Here is a 22,009-nt window from a genome sequence, read left to right as displayed (position 1 = left end):
GGGTAGCGTGCGAGAAGCCATCACGATGTGGAAGTATACCAGGATGGTCGTCCTGGTAGCCCTGACGGCAGCCATGTATGCCGCCGTCCTCATTCCCTTCAAACTCCTTCCCATTATACCCGGCATTACCGAACTCAGGCCGGCCAACGTATTCCCGGTCATCTGTTCCCTCATGTTCGGTCCCGCCGGTGCGTGGGGCGCCGCCTTCGGCAACCTGATCGGCGACCTGATGGGCGGCACCTACGGGCTGGGCAGCTACTTCGGAATGATCGGCAACTTCCTGCTCGGTTACATCCCTTACCGGTTATGGCGCATGCTTACCAGCAAAGAGCCCGGTGCCTGGTCCCCGGCCATGCTGGTCCGGTACCTCTACGTAACGTTGCTGGCCAGCATCGCCTGCGGCGTAATGGTCGGCTGGGGGCTGGACACCCTGGGGCTCGTGCCCTTCCACGTGCTGGCGCCCCTGATTTCCCTCAACAACTTCGTCACCGCGGCCATTCTTGGTCCGCTGCTGCTGCCGGTGCTCTACAAGCGGGTGAAACAGTGGGGCCTGCTCTATCACGACGTCATGGACGCCGCCGATCTCTCCAGGGGCCGGCTGCCCCATTTGGCCCACGTGGTCATGGTCCTGGCCCTTTTCGGCAGCCTGTACGTCGGGGTCTCTATCTCGCTGGGCTTGAATGAGGAAGCGTCCCGGACGATCCCCCTGCTGTTCGGCCTGGAAATCACTGCGCCGGAAAGCCTGCTCATGCCGGCGGGCGCCAGCGTCGGCATGGGGCTGCTGCCCCTGATGGTCCTGCTCGTGATCGCCTGTTTGCTGATCTGATCCACGTCGGCCACCGGGATCGAGGCGGGGCGCCACCGATGGGTTCGAACTTGCCGCAACGGGAGGACAACTACGCATGAAGGTCGTCGACGTAGAACGCATCGTGGTGGATGTGCCGTTCACCGAACGCCAGGCCCGCATTACCGAGCGCGAGGTCTATAACTGGTCGATCCTGGAACTTTGCCGGGTGACGACGGATACAGGGCTGGCAGGCTGGGGGGAAACGGTCATTCACTACACCTGGGCGCGGGTCACCGACGAGGCCGTGAACCGGGTCATCGGGAAGAGTCCGGCCGACGTGATGAACGACGACTCGCTCGGTGCCGGATTGCAGATGGCCCTCTTCGACGTGGTGGGCAAGGCGCTGGGGGTGCCCTGCTACAAGCTGCTCGGGAACAAGGTGCGGGACTGGTCGCCCATCTCCTGGTGGTCCATCGACGCCTCGCCCGCAGACTGGCTGGCCGAGGCCCGCGACGCGGTGGCCCTGGGGTATACCAGCTTCAAGATCAAGCAAAGGCCCTGGTGGGACATCTTCGCCCAGGTGGACGCCGTCGCCACGGGCATCCCCGGTTCCTTCAAGCTGGACCTCGACGCCAATGCCACCATGCAGAACGCGGCCGCGGCCATGCCCGTCATGCAGAAACTGGCCCAGCACGACAACGTGGCCATGTTTGAATCCCCCATCCCGCAGACCGACATCCTGGGCAACCGCCAGCTCCGGCAGGTCATCCCCCGGCCCATCGCCATGCACTTCGGTTCGCCGCCGTACATGACGGCCGTCCGAGAGGAAGTCTGCGACGGTTTCGTCATCTGCGCCGGGAAGTCCGAGGTGATGCGGCAGGGCCAGCTGAGCGCCGAGGCCAACATGCCCTTCTGGCTGCAGCTCGTAGGCAACGGGCTCACCACGACCTGGGCCGCCCATCTCGGTGCGGTGCTGACCCACGCCACCTGGCCGGCTATCACGTGCATCAACCTCTACAGCCACCACCTGCTGACGCAACCCATAGAGGTCGTGGGCGGCTTTCACCGGGTTCCCGAGGATCCGGGTCTGGGCGTGACCGTGGACGAGGAAGCCGTGGAGAGGTGGAAAGTTCCGGAAGATACCGTGCAAGCGTTGAAAGAAAAGGGCGAACGGTACGCCAAGCCCGAACCTCGGATCGTCAATTCGGTGGTCTATCCCGACGGTACCCGCATTCATATCGCGCCTATGGGCCGGGGATACGGCTATTACATCCAGGGCAACGGTCCGGCCCACGCGGACGGGGTATGTCTCGAGATCCTGCGGGACGACGGTTCGAAGGAATGGCAGGATCTCTACGAAAGGGTTCTCGAACATCCGGTGCGCAGTCGGGGCGAGATCTGATACCGAACATCCGGTGCGCAGCCGGGGCGAGATCTGATATCGAACATCCGGTGCGCAGCCGGGGTGTAACTACAGGAGACGGCAATTCATGATCAAGATCGCGGAGATTCTCAGCACGGGCCGCAACACGCTCTGGGACCAGGTAAAACAGATCGGTGTGGATCACGTGGTCACCAGCATGCCGCCGGCGGTGGGCAATGAGAAGGGCTGGGAGTACATGCCCTTGCTGCGGATGAAGAACAACTTCAACGACGCCGGCTTCGACGTGGCCGTCATCGAAAGCGCACCGCCCATGCACCGCATCAAGCTGGGGGTGGAAGGCCGGGAGGAGGAGCTGGACAACGTCTGCACCTTCATCGAGAGCATGGGCCGCGTCGGCATCAAGACCTGGTGCTACAACTGGATGGCCATCCTGAACTGGACTCGCACGTCTTCCACGGTCCCGTCCCGGGGCGGCGCCGTCGTCACCGGCTACGACCACGCCATGATGAAAAACGCGCCGTTGACCGAGGCGGGCGAGGTCTCCGAAAACCAGCTCTGGGAGACGCTGCACGACTTCCTCGAGCGGGTGACGCCCGTCGCGGAACAGTACGGCGTGGAGATGGCCATGCACCCCGATGATCCCCCCCTCTCGCCGCTACGGGGAATCGGACGCATCATGAGGTCTCTGGACAATTACCAGAAGCTCCTGGACCTGGTGCCGAGTCCCATGAACGGGGTCACCTTCTGCCAGGGAAACTTCGCCCTCATGACCAACGACCAGCCCGCGGCCATCCGCCACTTCGGCGCGCAGCGCAAGATCTTCTTCGTCCATTTCCGGGATGTGCGGGGGGACGTGGAGAACTACGTGGAGACCTTTCACGACGACGGTCCGACGGACATGATGGAATGCCTGCGCGCGTACCGCGATATCGGGTTTGAAGGCGTGCTGCGCCCGGACCACGTGCCGACCCTCTCCGGCGAAGACAACGACCACCCGGGGTACTCGGCCCTTTGCCGGCTCTACGCAGTCGGTTATATCAGGGGGTTGAGAGAGGCGGTCTACCGGGAGGGAGGGTAGCGCCTTAATAGTTAGCGGCGGCAGCCAGGAACGTTTTTGCGGTGGCCGGCCAGCATGAAAGCGGAGTCCGTCAGCTTTCGGGGTCAGGCTCCGGGTGGATCGAATCGACCCAGTACACGTTCTCCGGCTTCTCCACCGGTTCGATGTCCAGGTTGACCACGACCGGGTCCATGCCGCTTCTGCACAGCACGCATTCCAGGGGTTCGTCGGTCCGGGCGTTGATCTCCTGGTGGGGCACGAAGGGCGGCACGTAGATGAAGTCGCCCGGTCCCGCTTCCGCCACGAATTCCAGGCGCTCGCCCCAGCGCATCCTTGCCCTTCCCTTCACCACGTAGATCACGCTTTCCAGTTCGCCGTGATGGTGCGCGCCGGTTTTCGCGTTCGGGTGGATCGTCACCGTGCCCGCCCAGATCTTGCTCGCCCCGGTCCGGGCGTGGTTTATCGCCGCCGCCCGTGACATGCCCGGTGTCTGTGGCGTGTTCGAATCAAGGCGGTCGCCGGGGATGACCATCACCCCGTCATCACGCCATTTCGAATCGTCATTCATCCAGTCCAAGCTCCGCGCGCAGTCCCACGTCCATTACGCTGTTCTTCGTCCAGTAGTCCAGCATGATCCGCTTATTGCGCACCGCCGTCGTGACGAGTTCCTTCGTCGTTCCGTCCGCCGCGATCTCGACCTCCTCCCAGGATTCGATCTCGTGGGGGAAGTCCCGCTTGAACCGTATGGTCAGGGTCCGGTTGAGTTCCGGGTAATAGACCAGGTTGTAGACCATGATCTCGGGCTCCCGGGCGTCGGGCATCAGGATGGCGGTGGCGTTGACGGTCCGCCAGGCCGTATGGTCGAATCGCTGGTACAGGGTACCCGGGATCATGGACACCTCTCCGGAAGGAAGGGCGTCCGGATTCAGGCGGATGGTCGTCCAGATCTCGTCCTCGGGGATGGCGTTTTCGAGTTCGGCGACCCGGTCGCCTTCGCTTTCGAAATAGGAGTACTGGCGCACGCGGTACCGGTCGTCCTGCAGGTTCAGCTGGACGAAGGCGTGGCCGCACCATTCCTGCACGGACGTCGTGATCTTCAGCGTCTTCGGATGGAGGTCCCGGTACACCGGGGTGAAAGCCGACGTCATGACCGTGTAGGGATACACCCCCGTATTGAACTCGCGCAGGGCGTTCAGCTTGAGGACCTTGACGGCGTCGTCCCCGGCCTCCTCGGGCCGGTCCAGCTTGACCTGCTTCTGCGCCGAGAAATCCTCCGTTACGAATATGAGCACCGCGTCGCCGTCGTGGAGTTCGCCGTACCGGGCCTGCTTGAGCGTATAGCTCGTAATCTCCGCCTTGCCCTGGTACCAGTAGTCGCCGAACGTGACGGGCGCGTCCCGGTCGGCGTCCGTGCCGTCCCCGACAAGTCCGCATCCACCGGTCAGCCCGATGTATACGCACAGCGCGGCCATCACGCCAACCAGCAGTCTCAACAGGTTCCGTTTCATTGTATCACCTCGCTTTCCCCTGGGATTTCGGGAGAGTAGGCGAAGGGGCGCGATCCCAGCATCCGGATGCCGTAGACAGCCATGGAGACCAGCCCCCAGGTGAGTCCGACGACCACGCCCGCGTCGACGATGCCGCGCCAGGGCTGGGGCAGGTACCGGATCAGGAAGATCAGGATCACGATCCCGATGGTCAGCGCCAGGATATTTTTCCGGCGGCCCGGGTTGATATGTATGTAGCCGGCGAGGAACAGCGGCGCCAGCCCAATCAGCACGGGACGCGGATGATGATAGAGGTACCAGGCCCGGGCGACGACACGCGGAGAAAAGTTTCGTTGAAAACCCTGGTACCCCTCCGAATGGGCCATGAACACCACCACGGCGGCCAACGCCACCCAGTGGTACCAGTAGAACGGGAAATTGCTGTACGCGTCGACCGAGACTGAGAACAGCCGGACGATGGCGTAAAGCAGGACCGCACAGATGAAGGAAAAGCCCCAGGCCAGACCGATGATGGAGAGCAGTCTGCCTGGTGTCTTCCGCGTTCGCTCCTTCATGGACGCCCCTTCAACGTACGTTCCATGTCCCGCTGGGCGTCCCGTTCCATGATGGTCCGTCTCCGATCGTAGTCTCTCTTCCCTTTGGCCAGGGCGATCTCCACCTTGGCGCGTCCCCGTTTGAAATAGACTCTAGTGGGGATCAGGGTGAGCCCTTTCTCCACGACCCGGCCGATCAGCTTGCGGATTTCCGAACGATGCAGGAGCAGCTTGCGCCGGCGGTTCGGTTCGTGGTTGTAGGTGCTACCCTGCTCATAACGCGAGACGTGTACGTTGTACAGGTAGATCTCGCCGTTATCGACCGCGGCGTAGCTGTCGGTCAGGTTGATCTTTCCCGCCCGCAGCGACTTCACTTCCGTGCCGGTCAGGACGATCCCCGCCTCCCAGGTCTCCAGGAAATGGTAGTCGTGACGCGCCTTCCGATTGGTTACGATGATCTTGATGTCATCGGCCCCGTTGGACTCGGCGATGTGACGATCTGATGCGCTGGCCATATCTGCCTCGAATCGGCATAGATTATCCGGCTTTCACTGCCCGCCCTGCTTGACAATCGGCGGCTACCGGAATATATTATGTGTGCGGTTTTATGACAAATGGTATGTGATGCCGAAGTGGTGGAACTGGTAGACACGCTGTGTTCAGGGCGCAGTGGGCTTTCGCCCGTGAGAGTTCGAATCTCTCCTTCGGCATTCTGGTCGGTGGACCCGCATGATTCATGTGGGTTTTTTGTTGGGATACGACTTTAGGTACACTACCTGGTTTCCTGAGTCTTCATGGAACAATGGATTGAACATCTTCTGGTCGGATTGCCGAGTTTAGGGCTTCTGCTGGTCATTGCCGTAATGCTCGGTACACTCGGCAAAGGCGCGGACTGGCTGGTTCATGAAGCGGTCATTCTATCGAGCCAATGGGGCTTGAGCAAAGCGGTTATCGGTGCAACGATCGTCAGCATCGGCACGACGACCCCCGAGGCCGCGGTCTCTGTACTCTCGGCGCAACAGGGGGAGCCGGGACTTGCGCTCGGCAACGCGGTCGGATCGATTATCTGCGATACCGGCCTGATACTCGGATTGGCGGCCCTGATTGCCCCGCTCCCATTCGACCGTATGCTGGCTTCGCGGTTATGCAACGTGCAGCTGGGGGCCGGGATTCTCCTGGTAGCTGTTTGTCTGCCGTGGTCCTCTCCGGCGAGCGCTTTCAGCGCTGGCGGCGTCCTGCCTCAACTGGCCGGTGTCGTCTTCGTTGTGCTACTCGCGTTGTATATCTGGCAGTCCATCCGATGGGCGGGCTCGACACCGCCAGATGCAGAAAACACCGTAGAAACATTTAAAGCGGGAACAGGCACATTCGGAACGCTCCTCAAACTCATCGGAGCGATCGCGATCATCGTAATCTCCGCGCAGATCCTGATCCCGGCCGTGAGTATCATGGCAGAACGCATCGGCGTACCGAAACACATCATCTCGGCGACCCTTGTCGCCTTCGGCACGTCGGTCCCGGAACTGGTGACGGCCATCGCGGCGGTGCGACGCAATCACGGTGAGCTGGTCGTCGGAAATGTCATCGGTGCGGATATCCTGAACGTGCTTTTCGTTGCGGGGGTCTCCGCTTCCGTAACGCCAGGCGGTCTGCAGGCAGATGGACAGTTCTTCCAGTTTCTGTTCCCCGCGATGCTGTTCGTACTCATCGTTTTCCGATTCGGTATCCACCTGTCTGTCGGATTTTTGAAACGTCCCCTGGGGGTCGTGCTGGTCTCCGCGTGGCTCTTTGTGACGATTCTGAGCTACGTGCTTTCCATTGAGATGCATTAGGGTACCGCCGTACCGCAACCTTGACCGGGATGCGTTCGACAGTGTCAGCGTGTATGACACGCCCTTCTAAATTTCACATGTCTCGATAGCGCCTTCATGCTGATGTGTGGTCCGTCACACTTTTTTTCGAATACCGAGTATACCGTCGCTTTCACAGTGTGGACAACGTATTCCAACCGGCCATCGCGTTTTGATGAACCTTTTCTCTGCCGGTGCATCCTCTGGAAACATCTCGAAAAATTGCCAAATTGTAAGTTGCTCCCTGTCTATCTTCTCATTGTTCATCGACCTCTTCTTGCTATGTTGATCACTCAAATCTACTCCGTACGGATTGACTGATTGCGCTGAAAAGCAAGGCGGATAGATTACACAGAGTCGATAAACAGTTGGCAGGCTAGGCGGGCGTAAAGATCGTTAGCGGCATACGGGTTGCTCAGGTCGGGAACCCCTGAATCAAACCCAGAAGTGGCAAGGCAGGACATTTGTTCTTATGTACGTATCTCACTCCCTCCGTTTGCCACATTCTGATGGCAGATATTTCTCAAGTATAAGGTTCCCAGTCCATTTAGTGCGCTGTTTAACAAATTGGTTTTAGAGGCCAATCAAGGCTGATTCTATTCGCAGTCTACGCCGCGGCTTCCTGCAGGATGCGTCCGTCGAAGAGCCGGATGGTCCGGTGGGCGTGGTCGGCCAGCGCTTGGTCGTGGGTCACCATGATGATGGTCGTCCCCGCTTCGTTCAGGCCGGTCAGCAGTTCCATCACCTCGGCGCCGTTGGCCGAGTCCAGGTTTCCGGTCGGCTCGTCCGCTAGGATCAGCTTGGGGTTGCCGATGACCGCCCGCGCCACGGCCACACGCTGTTGCTGGCCTCCCGAGAGCTGCTGCGGGAAGTGGTTCCGCCGGTGCGGGATCTGCATGTGCTCCATGGCCGCTTCCACCCGCTGCTTGCGCTCCGCCTTGGACGTGCCCAGGTAGATCAGCGGCAGCTCGATGTTCTCGTAGACTGTGAGTTCGTCGATCAGGTTGAAGCTCTGGAAGACGAAACCGATGTTGGCCTTGCGCAGGTTGGCGCGCTGTCGCTCGGAGTGAGAGGACACTTCCTCGCCGACGAAGTGGTATTCTCCACCCGTGGGGTTGTCGAGGAGGCCGAGGATGTTGAGGAGGGTGGACTTGCCGCAGCCAGAGGGTCCCATGACCGCCACGAACTCGCCTTCGTCCACGGTCATGGTCACGTCGTTGAGCGCGGTGGTCTCCACCTCTTCGGTTGTGTAGAGTTTTTTTAAGTTTTGCGTCTGAATCATGTTGGGCTCCCGTCTTATGCTGATTCACCGGACGGGCTCGATGTATTTCCAAATTCTTTGCCGCGTCCCGGCATTGATCATAGTAAAGTTCGTGCCTTCTACAGCAACACCAGCCCTTCCCTATCACCGAAGTTGTTTTACATCGGCACGATGACCCGTCTTGCCCTACCTTAGATCCTTGAGGACCTCAAGGCACTAGCTGTTCTACCATCCGAGCCGTATCGCACGACACATAGCGATCTCGCCGGAGATACCCAATACATAAAGCCAATACCATATAATACTATTCAGAAAGAATGATCGAGCCAAGTACCGAAGTGTCATATTCATTTCGCCGCTCACGACCAGACCAAGCCAGGACAGTTTTAACTCCATCAAGTCGGTTATCACAGTCATACAATTCGATGTCGAAATAGATGGTATCTCCAACTCTCGGATCTAAATCAACAGCTGCCCAGGGAATACGAGCACTAAATTGATATCCGTTACTCGACTTGCTAGCTAACACTCTAGAACTCTCTGTGACTTTGGAGGCAAACAGTACTTCGTGTATTATCTCTTGGGTTAAACATACTGCACCGTCCTGATGGTCAGGCTTTAGTACTATGAACAGAGATTGGATACCACTTTGTCCTTGGAAGTAGATACGTACTGCATCTTGATCGTACAGAAACCCACGCATGCAAGACTGGCCAGGAATCACAAAGTCATCAATTACATGCACCGCCAAGTAAAAGTAAGACTCGTTCCATCCTATCCAGCACTTTGCACTAAGATCAGAATTTGATTTTGGAATTTCTCCAACCTGAAGGTGGGTTTCCGATCTATGCCCCGATTTGTTGAAACTTTCTGGTATTCGTATCTGCGGATCGGAAACATCAGGGTCAAGAAAACCCAAATCATCGAGCATTGACGATTGTATTTTGTAACAACGGATGCCTGGTTCCGAGGAGGTTGCCTTTTTAACAACTTCGGTGGCTGCCTTTGCAGAATTTTTGTTAAAAAGCCTATCTAGGAAAGGTGTATCCCAGAAGAAAGTTGTTGTACCATTGTGCTCTCCGTAGAACTCATCTGGTAAACTACGACGCGGTCGCTCAAACCTGCCCAATATATCGTTAATCGACGAAGAATCATATAATCTGTCCAGATAAAACAGGGTATAGTAAACAGGTTCTATAGCTCTAAGTTCATTAGCCCTTTTAACTAATGCACGACGAAAGGCAGGAGAATCGTGCAGTTTGATTATCTGGAACACATCTTGAAACTTGTCTAACTTAACTTCCTCGTTCTTGAGTATACGTCTGTAGAACGTTGCTTCAAAAAACAGATGCCTTGAAAGGTATATAAGCTGATTCACGATATTGAAAACTGGAATCGCGCAGTCCCCAGAAACCTGGCATGTAGTCGCTGTATCGAACCAATCTTTCAAGTCTACGACTAAAGGTTCTGAGGGATAACAGATATGATAATGTAGATCCAAAACAGTCAGGTAAGGGGTTTTATAGAGTCTTCTCAGACACATATTCCATATAAGAGATCTTTGAGAATGAGTTAGTTCATACTCTTTGGCGAGAGGATTGGACATTAAGTAAGATTCGTACTCTGACAACAATTGAGGGACTACCTCATGTACAGGTCCGAACCTTTCGGGTGTCCGTGTAAAGGGGAAGAGATGATTGTTAGGGTCTCTGTAATGCCAGTGAAATGTGTAGGTTTGGGGAGGTTGGAACTGATCTTTTCTTACTAAGTCGTAAAGAGACTGAGAGTAGTCTGCATCATACAGGGCAGCAATAGTCTCATTCACCTGTTCCGGGTGGGCCAGTAAATCTATATCACTCGCTGTTTTTAAACTAATGTCCTGGTATAACTGATGGCCAAGTACGGGTCCTTTTAATGAGAGTATATTGATTTTATTCTTATCCATTACTTCCAAGATACGCCGTAACTCTTTTAACATCAGCGTGTTAATTTGTATTATGGACTCATGCCCAATCACCAACTGCTGTTTAATTGATAATGGTACTGCCTGCTTAAATGGAAAATTCGGATTCAACAGATGATAACGACAAAATGGAATCGTTTTCTGGTGCATTGCCTGTTTCAAAAAGTTACCCCAGTTAAAAGTACTTCCAATGTACCTTTCGATAAGATCAACGTGATCATCGTCTAAACTGGGTCTAGCCAGAAGTAGGAGCGCATTGTCTTCAGGTTTTAACGTATGCATTTTCTAATTTAGCAGGCATCTCATGACGCCGTAAACTTGTCCTATAGTTTGGGCCACAGATTGTACAATTCAAGCAACTGTCTTGAAGGTCAGAGTTACCAGCGACTTGAGAATGAGAATCAGGCCAGGGCAGGCCATGCTTGAGTAAGGAGAGTTAGGGTGTCAAGAGAAAGTCGGCTACTTAGTTGCAGCGATCACTGGTGTGTGACAAGTTTTCTCCCGAACCCGGATACAAAGGCTGATGCAACAAATCTTGACGTCATTCGTACACCAACGACTCGACCAGGGGATTCGCGTTTTTTCTCCAAACCTGAAAGGCCACCGTGGCCAGCACGAGTACCAGAGCCGCCATACCAGCCAATACGAACTCGCCGATACCCAATGCGGCGTTGAACTCGTACATACTAAGCCAGAAGTTCAGCAATAGATAGCCAGGCGGGCAAGCCAGCATGATTGCGATGGCCAGTGGCAGCGCAAACTGCCTTCCGATCAAAGCCGTCGTGTTAAACGTTGATGCGCCTAGCACTCTTCGGATACCGATTTCCTTCGTTCTCCTGTTGATGTTTAACAAGCTCAGGCTGTATACGCCCAGCAGGGCAATCAAAAGCGTGATTATAGCGATGTATAGCGCTATATCTCCCAGCAACCGTTCTCTTTGATAGAACCGGCCGATATCATCCTCAAGGTAGTAGTATTCAAACGGCAAACCTGCTGAGATACGCTCCCAGACCGATTTGACAGTTGATAGGGTCTGCGGAATTCCTTCCGGCCGCGTTCTGATCAGAAGAAACCGGATCCTGTCAGGAGCAAGACGCAGTACCACCGGTTCCAGGTCGTATTGTAATGATCGGTAATGGTAATCTTCCGTCACGCCGATCACACGGGCATTGCCACCAGGTATAGCCTCTCCGATCGGATTTTCCCATCCCATTTCCCTAACCAGCGCTTCATTTACGATCAAACCTTCGGTCTCATCCGTGGCGTATGTTCTCGAAAAGTCGCGTCCTTCCACCAACGCGATGCCCAGCGCGGGCAGATAGTCATAATCCACGTGGTATTCGTAGGCTGAAAACTGCTTGCCCGACTCGTCGGTGTGACCTATCTGCCCCAAACCCCTCATCGGACCGAATGAGCTCGACGCCGCGGAGATATAGGTGATCTGAGGGTAATCGTCTAACGCCTCTTTTAAGGGCTCGAGCATTCCGGATTCGGGCATGCTTACAACAAGCACATTCGACGTATCGAAGCCAAGATCCTGGGAGGCAAAATACTGAAGCTGACGAAGTATGGTAAACAGGCAGATCATCAGGAAGATCGAAAGCGTGAACTGCATGGTGATTAGCACTTTGCTTAAGATCGTCAATGCTCCGGCCTTTACATGATGCGTAAGGATGGAGGTGGGATCGAGGCGGGACATGTAGAGCGCGGGATAGCTTCCGGATATAAGGACGACTAGACCCGTAAGGCCGATCAGCGCGAGGAGTGTCGATCCACTTTCGAAGTAATCGATCCGGAGGTCTTTGGCGAACAGGCTGTTGAATCCGGGAAGCAGCAGATGTGCTAACGACAAACCCAGTATAAGCGCTGCAACGCCCACCAGCAACGCCTCCCCCCAGAACTGTTTCATTATCTGAGGACGGGTTCCGCCCAGCGTTTTGCGTACGCCGACTTCCTTTCCGCGTAGAACCGATCTGCCTAGTGTCACGTTGATGAAGTTGATACACGCGATGAATAGAAGGAGGAAGCCGAGTGTTCCCAGCACATATGAAACGACAATGTCGCTCTTTGGGAAAAGGTCGAACAATATCGAAGAATCCAGATAGATGTCGGCTAGCGGCTGAAGTCGCATTACGCTGGCATCTGTCCCCCGAAACCTAATGAAGTGCTTTTCAACGAATTCTGGAAACTGGGACTCCAGGGTTCCGGCGACTTCAGGACCGGTCAGTTCCACAAAGGTCGCAGCAACATCCCACGCCCAGCTCTTATTCCTGCTGTTGCCAGCCTCTGTCAGGATCTTCATTGAAATCAGAAAGTCGAACTGAAAGATGGTATTGGCGGGTACCCGGACTACGCCGGCCACCTGGTGTTTCCGGTCGTCCATAGTCAACCATTCTCCGACGGGGTCGGCGTCTCCAAAGTACTTCTCTGCAATTTGTTCGTTTAGTATTACACGGGATCTGCTTTCAAGGGCACCCTCGAGAAAGCCGGAAACGGCCTGAAAGGTAAATAAATCAAAAAACCCTGGGTCGGCATAGAAAACCGTTTCTTCACGGACGGTCACGTCTCCAGAACTCACCAGAACCGGTTCGGTATTAGCATATCGAACGGTTCGGACTATACCCGCATACGCGTCGTCCAGCGCCGGAGCAAGGGGTACTGGCGTCATCCCAATCGTCCGATACTCTCCCATGAAGGCCGTTTTCGAGACACGAAAGACGTTGGCGCCCTTTTCATGGAAGTCATCGTAACTTAACTCCTGTCGAACGAGCAGGAAAATCAGGATGCACAAGGCCATAGCTACTGAAAGGCCGAATACGTTGATGACGCTGTGTCCTTTGCTCCGTATGATGTTTCTTAGGGCTGTTTTCAGGTAGTTGCTGATCATTGTCCCATTCCATTTCCAAGGTTTATCTAGTCAACAATTGCTTTTGGTTTTCCCTTAACTCGAAAGGCCAATATCTTTAGTTATTCATCAGAAACTTTGAATTCCAACTGGTCAATCACTACGAGAGAATGAAACCGTGGAAGAAGGCCGATCACGTCTCATCTACTGCATCGACAAGCTCTACAATCGTAATCGCTTGTGCTCAGACCGAACAACTGACCACCCACCGAGTTTGATTGAATGATTTCACGTGAGTAAACAAAAGCTTAACCGGTGCTCCCATTGGGTAAACACTGCACCAAATTGATTGACCAAGGCACTCCTGCGTTTGTCAAGAATACGCACTAACTTGAGTATTAAACAGACGACTGTATTCTCCACAATTTTCCATAAGTTCCTGATGTGAACCTTGCTCGACAATCCGTCCTTCCTTTAATACCAAAATGCGATCAGCAAGACGGATAGAAGCAAGCCGATGAGAAACAAACAGACAGGTTCTTTCACGGTCTATTTGAAGAAATCCTCTCAATATCTTAGCTTCACTAATGGCATCAAGAGCGGCGGTGGGTTCATCCAGGGTAATGAGACCGCAATCTTCCCTGAATAGTGTCCGCGAGAGGGCTATCCGTTGCCATTCGCCTTCTGAGAATTCGATGCCTTCGAATTCTCTACCAATCTGTATGTCGAGTCCAGCTTCGTTCACAATCTCAAGGCACTCAGATTTTCTAGCTGCCGCGCTTAGTCGTTGCTGATCATCTATGAATCGATAATCGCCAAAGCCGATATTCTCACGCAATTTGTAATTGTACTTGACGTAATCCTGAAATAAAGCGGATATTCGGTAATTGTTGTTAGCACAGGTTCCTGTTTTGTTGTTGGACGACAGTGTAACTTGACCCTCGGTAGGTAAGTATAATCCCATTAGTAATTTAACAAGTGTAGATTTACCAGAACCATTCTCACCCACTATGGCAATATGCTCCCCTGGAGCGATATTCAAGTTTACATCCTCAAGGACAGGTTCTTTCTGATTTGGATATGTAAATCCCATATTAGAACATTGAATACTCAACCCTTTTGCTACAAGGGGTTCAACTGAATTCCCATCCTGTGGTACTTCGTCCAGGAATGAAAAGAACTCTTTAAGCATTTGCCGGGATTCAACAAAAGACTGAAATTGATTCAAAATAAAGTAGAGTTTTGAAGACAGATGTTGCGTAGACTGAAGTGCGATGATAACACTTCCTGCGGTGACTTCCTGAACTCCAAAAATTAAAACTAAAGCGGATGTAGTAGGAAGGAATGAGATCATAACCCACTCTGAGATCCTACCGGTTCTTGCCTGTTTATTGACTGTTTTCCTGCGTTGTTTAGAAAACGTGACGAATAACCTCTCCCATTTTGCCAAGAGCCACTTTCCAAAACCGAAAAACCTAACCTCACCAGCTTGATCTTTACTGAACAAGGCATGCTCGTAGGTCTCTAGTAGACGTTGTTCTTGAGTCTGACTATAAAACTGCGAAAAGAACACGACACTGGCTTTGGCCTGTGCGAAAATGCAGAGACTAAGAAGAACAATGTTTAAAACAGGAATAAGCCAAAAAATACTAAACAATAGTACCATCAATGAGATCATTCCGGCAAATTCAGATATGGTTTTCGGAACGCTCTCCAACAATATGGTTATTCTTGTTGGATTCGTCGCTGAATTCGCACGAGATACACGATCCGCGTAATTGGATGATTCCCTTTCCAGCAATCCGATTTCGTTGATGTGAGCAAACAACGTACGTTTAAGGTGTATATCTACACGATCTCGTATTTTCACACCTATATACGACATCCCCAGGGAGATTACTTCTCCAACGATACGCAATCCAATCAGGGTACTTAGCCAGAATCCAAAGGTTGACAGAAGATTTCCTTCCCACGAGACCAGAGCGTCTACAAGTTGAGCGATTATCCAGAGATCAATTGTCGGTAGTACTCCACGAAGAACGGCAAGCCCCAATAGCGGAATGACCCGAAATCTGTCAAGCGACGTAAGTAGTAACATCATTCGCAACAGATATGACTTCTCAATCAACTCTTTTAACACGCTATTAGCTCCGGGTGAACCAGTTGACCCTCGAACATCCACGCAGTGTTACTATAGACTAACGATGATTAGCGTCTGGTTTTCTAGGTCGAAACACTAACCAAATTAACAGTCCGACGGGTCCCGCAAAAAACACCATCAACGCTGCCAAGAAAGGACAGTCTATTCGTTGTCGGGCGTCTCTATATGTCCAGAATACAATAATAACGAAGATACAGATCCCAATGACAGTCAATCCTAGCCAGACAGTCCCGGTATTTAAGAGTGAAAAATCAATAATACTGTTTGTGAAGCCGGCAACCATATTCCATAGCATAAATACCCCCTTAGGGCTTACAACTCAGTTCTGATTGGACTCTTGAAGTGAAGTGGAGTGTATTTCTGCAGCGGGTTCCCTGTACCATTCCGCTTGTGCCTCAAACATTTGCCAATAGTGACCTTGACGATTTATCAGTTCGTCATGATTACCTATTTCCTCAACTTGACCGTCCTTGAGTACAATGATTTCATCAGCCTCTTTTATTGATCCTAAACGGTGTGTAACAACGATAACTGTCTTTTTGTGAAGTAAACCCATAAATTCGTTAAACAAACCTGCTTCGCCCAACGGATCCAAAGCCGCAGTAGGTTCATCAAGAATGACGATAGGGGTATTCAACATCATGGCACGGGCTAATGCAATTCGTTGCCACTCCCCTCCTGACAGTTCAGTTCCATCGAATTCCTTACCCACAACTAAACCCATTTTGTCTTCAAGAGTCGGGAACAACTCAGAACCGCCTACTAGAAGGTCACCTGGGCTGAAGGCAGGATCGAACGAACTTAATGAGATGTTCTCCCACAATGTTAAGCCATGATATCTGCCAAACTGTTGAAATACTGCAGAGATCATTTTGTGACGGGTTTTAGAATCCATACCATACGGTTGATAGCCATTGATCAGAATTCTGCCGGTCAATGGTCGATAAAGCCCCAGTAGAAGATGGATAATAGTAGATTTACCCGCACCATTCATTCCGACAAGAGCGATCTTCTTACCAGGGTTTATTGTCAGATCTATATTCTTAAGTGCCCAGTTTTTTCCCGTATCGTAAGAGAAAGATACATTTTCAATCACGATGGCAGGCCTCGTGTGGTTGGAGTTCACAGGTAGTACTTTTTGCTCGTTGATTTGGTAGTACTCTAATGGGTCTTTTTCCCGTAAATAAGTATCAATCTCTTCCAGTCTTTCCAAGCGTAGAACCAATGTAGCCGTTGTCTTGCTAATTTCGACCAAACCACTTTGAATGAATGTCAATGCTGTTAGGATGACCAGGAACTCTCCGGGTGAAACACCGCCTCGACCTAAAACCAGAAACAACAAACCAGCTGATATAGCCAAAGCCATAATCTGGGTGCTGGCCTTCCAAATATGTTGGTGTATTTCAATTCGAGATCTACCTGATTTCAGTTTTCTGTATCTAGCCTCCCAAATTCTTGATAAATACCCTCCCAAGCCAAACAACTTGATCTCTTTTGCCGTGTTCGATCCAGTAAGGACGTATTCAGTGTATTTTATACGTCTATCGTCGGAAGAAACCTTCTGGTCGAATTTGAACTCCTTTTGTACTAACTTCAGGTTTATGAAAGTTATCGGCACAAAAAAAAGTAGCCCAGCAATTGCTACATACCAGCTAGATGTGAATCCGATGATGCCAAGATATGAAACGATTGTCCATGTCGTTCCCAGGCAAGAAACTGAATCCATAAGCAATAACGTCAGATCCATATCAAACCCTCTTAAGATGCGATCCAAACGGTTTTGCTTTTCTGATTTAAGGAATGCCAGATAGTCCGTTTCGAGTGATGCTTGCAGGAGTTGACGTTTGATTTTGTACGCAATGCTGTCTTGTAAACGACCTTTTGCTATCATCTGTACAAAAACACCGGAAGTAACTAAGAGTCCGATGCCTAGTATAACCAATGACGTTAACAGTACCTGTACATTCGTTACATTTCCTTCGATGAAACCAGGTACTTGATCGACCAATTTACCAGACCAAAGCACGGCAATGGCTAAAAGTGGTCCTTGAATGCAGGTAGCAAAAGTGAAAACAAAGAACACCACCGGATTGGCTCTGTATCCTTCTTTAAACCACCTGGGTAGTCTCTTGAATTCTCTAAATTCCAATTTCTTTTTTACCTTTCTCTCCGTCGTGCTTGGGTTTTAGCGCACCACACTCAATCATTTGTCGACATAACGATTCAACGTCTTCACGTAGTGTATGTTCGTCGATGTCGTATTCGAGAAGCATTGTCTCTACAACAGTGTTTACACTACCGTGTGAGCACAGATAATCCCAGATAACCGCACCCATACTGTCTAAGCCGAGAAAACGATCATTGTCGCCTACATAAACAACCATGCCATCTTCAAATCTATGGGCAATGACATCTGCCGGTTTATCCAGCAGTTGATTTGCTTTCATCGGAACTATCCCCTACTTGTTTGAGAAGGCAGGCATAGGAGGTAACTTAACTGACGTCAGAGACGTGAATAAACGGTGTTTTCCGGGCAGAATGTTGAAATCCTGGCCCGGAAAACAGGCAACCTGTTCACAAACGAATTGTCCTGGCACCTATAAAGATTCCCTACTCGCGGGAGACGTTTGTGTGGACAGAACGCTTATAAACACTTGACATAGTCTCGTTCAGTTACCAAACCGTTGCTCAACCGAGTTCTCCCAATAAATAAAGCCGTACAAACAGACTCCGAAAGTTTCCGAACCGCCAGATTTGTACCCAGCTGTAAGTTCAGCGGCGTCACCAAGATCGAGTACCACCGGTTTCGAGTACTGTTTCTTCTCGCTAGCCATTTACTTTCCCCCTCTAATCTTGGGAAGTTGAACGAAGACACTGAGCTTATTCTTGAATCAAGATCGTAACTCAGAAGTCCCAGACAAAATCGACTCAAACTAACTACTAAAATATCTAATTTGCTATGGACATCACCTCCTTGGTAAATGTGAATATGTGTAGTTTGTCAGACGGTAAGTTCCCGTAGGGCGTTACAGGATAACATGCAAACCACAAGATTCTGATTCCATGAGCGGTGTTTCATTCCATTCCAACCATGCATGTGCTGAAAACGGGTTGGATTTTACACCTATCCTGAACCGTGAGGGTATTCCTCGATAGAACAGCATAATATGCGCAACGCATGAACGATAAAGGCACTGAGAAGGGAACACTTCCGTTTGTAGCACCGCATCAATTGTTGTTAAACCGTTGCTCAACCGAGTTCTCCCAATAAAGATAGCCGAACAAACAAACTCCGATAGTTTCCGAACCGCCAGAACTGAACCCAGCTGTAAGTTCAGCGGCGTCACCGAGATCAAGTACCACCGGTTTCGAGTACTGTTTCTTCTCGCTAGCCATTTACTTTCCCCCCAATCTTGGGAAGTTGAACGAAGACACTGAGTTTATTCTTGAATCAAGATCGTAACTCAGAAGTCCCAGACAAAATCGACTCAAACTAACTACTAAAATATCTAATTTGCTATGGACATCACCTCCTTGGTAAATGTGAATATGTGTAGTTTGTCAGACGGTAAGTTCCCGTAGGGCGTTACAGGATAACATGCAAACCACAAGATTCTGATTCCATGAGCGGTGTTTCATTCCATTCCAACCATGCATGTGCTGAAAACGGGTTGGATTTTACACCTATCCTGAACCGTGAGGGTATTCCTCGATAGAACAGCATAATATGCGCAACGCATGAACGATAAAGGCACTGAGAAGGGAACACTTCCGTTTGTAGCACCGCATCAATTGTTGCGAATACTTGCTGTACAGTGCGCATGTCGATTTCTCTTTGTTTATTGGCGTGTAACCGGTTCACTCTCCAGACTAGGCCGATGGCGGTGTAAATCAGCCAAAAACCTGAAAATCGAATTACGGCCCTCACTAGACCTATGAGGATAATCGCCTCGAATCTCATAATACTCCTTTTCCTTATATTGAGTTAATTAAAGGTTCGACGATCTATTACATTCAAGGTCTGTGAAATATAGGATTTGATTCATGACCCAGTATTGTTTCTAACCAGAACTCTAGCGTAAGAATCTGTATTCCGGATAACACATCATATCTCAATGCTCCAGCCCTTGCGCGTCTTAGCAGGATTTCCAAGTTCTCGTTAGAGATAATATCTAGTTGTGCCAGATAGAAATTCCCTAAACGTGATTCGATTCGATGCCATTCTTTGTTTAATCCAAAGGTGATACTGTCTTCTGTACTTCCCTGTGATCTTCTGTGCAGAATTTTTGGGGGCAGTATGTCCTTCATTGCCCGCCGCATGATTACTCGGTCATGCAATCCATCATTTCGTAGTTTACCTGGAAGTGTCAGACAAAACTCAACCAAATCAGTATCCAAGTACGGTGTTCTCATATCCAAAATGCTAAATCCAGGGCAAGACCATTGGTGCAATGAGAGAAGACTTTCGTAGTCGTCCTGGGCAGAAGGATCCGAGTAAGCAACAGGTAGATAGCGAGATTCGAGCCGCTCTTTAAGTGAGTACTGTTTTCGAAAGGTTTCTGTTGTTATACTAAAAGCTATACCACGCCTTCTGAACTGAAACTGACTACGATCCAAGACAGGCTTTAAGCCATATTGAACAGCTAAACTGACTACAGATTGTTTTGATTTTTGAGAAAGTTGACGTATTTGATTAAAAAACGTGGCCATCTTCCATTTCTTAAGGTAGCCTGCTAGATAGATAAGATTACCGGTTAGGATTTGATCACCTCCTAAACCGGACATATAGGGCGTCAGTGAGCCTTGTTTGAGTTCTTCTTCAAGTCCAATTCGGTTCTCAAGAATTGACTCCTGAGGCTCTGGTAGCCTCTGTAGAGAATCACAGCCTTTAAGCAACCAGTTTTTTTCGAACGATCTCGCGATCTCTAAGGGAAATGTAGTTTGTTTGGCTACAGTACGTGCGTACTCGCTTTCATCTCCTTGCCCTGGATAAACGTTTGTAAAAAGCTGGATTCTTGGCAGCGACTCACCATTTTCACGCATATGGCCAATCATACTAGCAACAGTTGATGAGTCCAAGCCACCACTCAGACTGATCTGAATCCCGTTGCTTCCACAAGAGGCTAATCTTCTACGAATCGCAGTCGACAAGAGTTGACGAAAGCGTTCCTCATATTCTTCATTCGTAGAATAACGTTCTGCTTTTGTTTCGTCAGGTGACCATATCTCACCGGATGTAAGTCCGCCAGTTGAAATCCGAAGAAACCTGCCAGGAAGTAACTTGTACACGTTCCTATACGGGGTATGCGCCATACGACCTTTGGCCGTACAGCAAAGGTATTCTGCTATATAAACCTTTAAGTGTTTTTCGTCGATCGTGTCTGTTAGTATCGGTATAATCTGAGCTAGATTTGATGCCCATGCTGTACGCGATGCCGAAACAAGATAGTACAACTCTCTTACGCCGAATGGTGACCTTGCTAAAAAGACTTCGTTTTTATTGCTTTCTACGACAGCAAAAGCATAATCACCGATCATTTTCTTGACATAAACCTCACCGCCGAACAAGTAAACTCCCCAAGCGACGATTTCATCGTCCTTGACGGTTTGAGTGAGAGAGGTGCCCCTTTCGTTCAGCTCTCCGACCAACTCGTCTCGGTTATCCAGTCGACCGGTCCAAGTAAGTAGATTACCTTCAAGGTGAACCGGGCTGCCGAGTTGCGTTCCACGACTGTGTGGCCAAGTTGTGACACCTGCAATGGCATTGTCCAATTGCTTCACGCAAGGTGGAGACAGGAGGTGGCTGATGCTCTCCTCATTTAGTGTAAGTCCAGCCTCGATCATTTTATCTAAATCGCACTCATCAGCCCGTCTACCATTTCGTTCAAACAGACCGCAAACAAAGCTCATGGCTACCTCTCATGTTGTTCGATTCTGTTTGAGTTTGGGCTACATGACGCATGATTAACTCAGCTACCTTCTCTGCACGCTCAATCTTAATAGCGTAAGAGACCAAATGAAACCTTGTCCAGCTTGAAATATGGTAACATGTCTGTTGTACTATTTCCCATTCCCTAGCAGTTAGAGCGAAGCCCATCATGATGGATTTGATTAACGTTATATACATGCCCATCTTTGAACCATTCGTAACAGATTCTGCTTCCAGTGACGGGAATGGTCTCATTAAGTAGGCCAAATCTAGTCTTCGCCAGGTCTGCTTTTCCGAAGTCCAGTCAGTTACACGATACCTTTTCTTTCCTGGTTTACCTGCAATTGATATTCCTTCATACTTGGGGATCACTCGGTCGGCAGATGAATCCCAAAGCCTGACATAAGGAAAACTCGAATGCACCTCGAATTGGTCGTTTACGATGCGCCCGGTGGTTACATCATCACTTAGAAAATCACAACCAAGCCTGGTTAGTGAAGTAACTGTCGTGCTTTTTCCAAATCCAGAGTCTCCAAAGATGCAAAACCTAAACCCATTTACTTCGACACATCCGGCATGTAGTGCGATTCCGCCTTGCATTAGAGTAACCAAACTCACTATATCATCGACGAATGTATCCGCCACTATGTCGAGTACGGTTCCGGATGATACCCTACAGTGGATACTAACTGGTTGGCCTAACGTGATTGTATAGCATGCTTCTCCCGGAT

General features: G+C 50.9%; 16 protein-coding genes and 1 tRNA gene. 5 read left to right on the top strand and 12 right to left on the bottom strand.

Annotation, left to right across the window (positions count from 1 at the left end):
- Positions 1 to 7: 7 nt before the first annotated feature.
- The 3 genes from OXH56_14415 (at position 8) to OXH56_14405 (ending at position 3,249) form a co-directional block, all read left to right on the top strand.
- A complete protein-coding gene (locus tag OXH56_14415; protein MCY3556503.1) occupies positions 8 to 826 on the top strand; it encodes a QueT transporter family protein in 819 nt (272 codons plus the stop codon).
- A gap of 76 nt (positions 827 to 902) precedes the next feature.
- The gene (locus OXH56_14410) at positions 903 to 2,189 is read left to right on the top strand and encodes an enolase (GenBank protein MCY3556502.1); all 1,287 of its coding nucleotides are present in this window, start codon (positions 903 to 905) and stop codon (positions 2,187 to 2,189) included.
- An 88-nt stretch (positions 2,190 to 2,277) separates the two neighbouring features.
- Positions 2,278 to 3,249 (top strand): mannonate dehydratase, encoded by a 972-nt coding sequence (locus OXH56_14405; protein ID MCY3556501.1) that lies wholly within the window; start codon positions 2,278 to 2,280, stop codon positions 3,247 to 3,249.
- Positions 3,250 to 3,319: 70 nt separating this feature from the next.
- Here OXH56_14405 and OXH56_14400 read toward each other — a convergent pair whose 3' ends face one another.
- Genes OXH56_14400 through smpB form a run of 4 tightly spaced genes read right to left on the bottom strand, consistent with a single transcriptional unit; the run spans position 3,320 to position 5,784 of the window.
- Entirely contained in the window at positions 3,320 to 3,796 is a 477-nt protein-coding gene (locus tag OXH56_14400; protein MCY3556500.1) for a cupin domain-containing protein, read from the bottom strand.
- On the bottom strand, positions 3,789 to 4,736 hold the full coding sequence (locus tag OXH56_14395; GenBank protein ID MCY3556499.1) for a hypothetical protein: 948 nt from the start codon (positions 4,734 to 4,736) through the stop codon (positions 3,789 to 3,791). Before OXH56_14395 ends, OXH56_14400 begins: the two co-directional genes overlap by 8 nt.
- Positions 4,733 to 5,290 (bottom strand): hypothetical protein, encoded by a 558-nt coding sequence (locus OXH56_14390; protein ID MCY3556498.1) that lies wholly within the window; start codon positions 5,288 to 5,290, stop codon positions 4,733 to 4,735. The genes OXH56_14395 and OXH56_14390 overlap by 4 nt, the downstream gene beginning before the upstream one ends.
- The gene (gene smpB / locus OXH56_14385; protein ID MCY3556497.1) at positions 5,287 to 5,784 is read right to left on the bottom strand and encodes an SsrA-binding protein SmpB; all 498 of its coding nucleotides are present in this window, start codon (positions 5,782 to 5,784) and stop codon (positions 5,287 to 5,289) included. Before smpB ends, OXH56_14390 begins: the two co-directional genes overlap by 4 nt.
- A 111-nt stretch (positions 5,785 to 5,895) precedes the next feature.
- Here smpB and OXH56_14380 point away from each other — a divergent pair.
- Both OXH56_14380 and OXH56_14375 read left to right on the top strand, forming a co-directional pair.
- Positions 5,896 to 5,979, top strand: a tRNA-Leu gene (locus OXH56_14380).
- Between the two features lie 84 nt (positions 5,980 to 6,063).
- Positions 6,064 to 7,101 (top strand): sodium:calcium antiporter, encoded by a 1,038-nt coding sequence (locus tag OXH56_14375; GenBank protein ID MCY3556496.1) that lies wholly within the window; start codon positions 6,064 to 6,066, stop codon positions 7,099 to 7,101.
- A gap of 625 nt (positions 7,102 to 7,726) precedes the next feature.
- On the opposite strand, the gene OXH56_14370 is transcribed toward OXH56_14375, so the two are convergent.
- The 8 genes from OXH56_14370 to OXH56_14335 all read right to left on the bottom strand — a co-directional run bounded on the left by OXH56_14370 (position 7,727) and on the right by OXH56_14335 (position 21,923).
- A complete protein-coding gene (locus tag OXH56_14370; protein MCY3556495.1) occupies positions 7,727 to 8,401 on the bottom strand; it encodes an ABC transporter ATP-binding protein in 675 nt (224 codons plus the stop codon).
- Between the two features lie 283 nt (positions 8,402 to 8,684).
- Entirely contained in the window at positions 8,685 to 10,625 is a 1,941-nt protein-coding gene (locus OXH56_14365) for a nucleotidyltransferase family protein (GenBank protein MCY3556494.1), read from the bottom strand.
- Between the two features lie 259 nt (positions 10,626 to 10,884).
- Positions 10,885 to 13,230, bottom strand: a complete 2,346-nt coding sequence (locus OXH56_14360) for an ABC transporter permease (protein ID MCY3556493.1) — start codon at positions 13,228 to 13,230, stop codon at positions 10,885 to 10,887.
- 331 nt (positions 13,231 to 13,561) lie between these two features.
- Complete coding sequence (locus OXH56_14355) at positions 13,562 to 15,328, bottom strand: ABC transporter ATP-binding protein (GenBank protein MCY3556492.1); 1,767 nt, start codon at positions 15,326 to 15,328, stop codon at positions 13,562 to 13,564.
- Positions 15,329 to 15,668: 340 nt separating this feature from the next.
- Complete coding sequence (locus tag OXH56_14350) at positions 15,669 to 17,498, bottom strand: ABC transporter ATP-binding protein (protein MCY3556491.1); 1,830 nt, start codon at positions 17,496 to 17,498, stop codon at positions 15,669 to 15,671.
- On the bottom strand, positions 17,488 to 17,796 hold the full coding sequence (locus OXH56_14345) for a PqqD family protein (protein ID MCY3556490.1): 309 nt from the start codon (positions 17,794 to 17,796) through the stop codon (positions 17,488 to 17,490). The genes OXH56_14350 and OXH56_14345 overlap by 11 nt, the downstream gene beginning before the upstream one ends.
- A 1,567-nt stretch (positions 17,797 to 19,363) precedes the next feature.
- On the bottom strand, positions 19,364 to 21,259 hold the full coding sequence (locus OXH56_14340) for an asparagine synthase-related protein (protein ID MCY3556489.1): 1,896 nt from the start codon (positions 21,257 to 21,259) through the stop codon (positions 19,364 to 19,366).
- Complete coding sequence (locus OXH56_14335) at positions 21,234 to 21,923, bottom strand: hypothetical protein (protein MCY3556488.1); 690 nt, start codon at positions 21,921 to 21,923, stop codon at positions 21,234 to 21,236. Before OXH56_14335 ends, OXH56_14340 begins: the two co-directional genes overlap by 26 nt.
- Positions 21,924 to 22,009 lie beyond the last annotated feature (86 nt).

The organism is Gemmatimonadota bacterium (assembly GCA_026702745.1).
In the GTDB taxonomy this organism is placed as follows: domain Bacteria; phylum JAAXHH01; class JAAXHH01; order JAAXHH01; family JAAXHH01; genus JAAXHH01.
The sequence above is the reverse complement of the archived record's forward strand: the minus strand, read 5'-3'. Positions and strand labels throughout refer to the sequence as shown.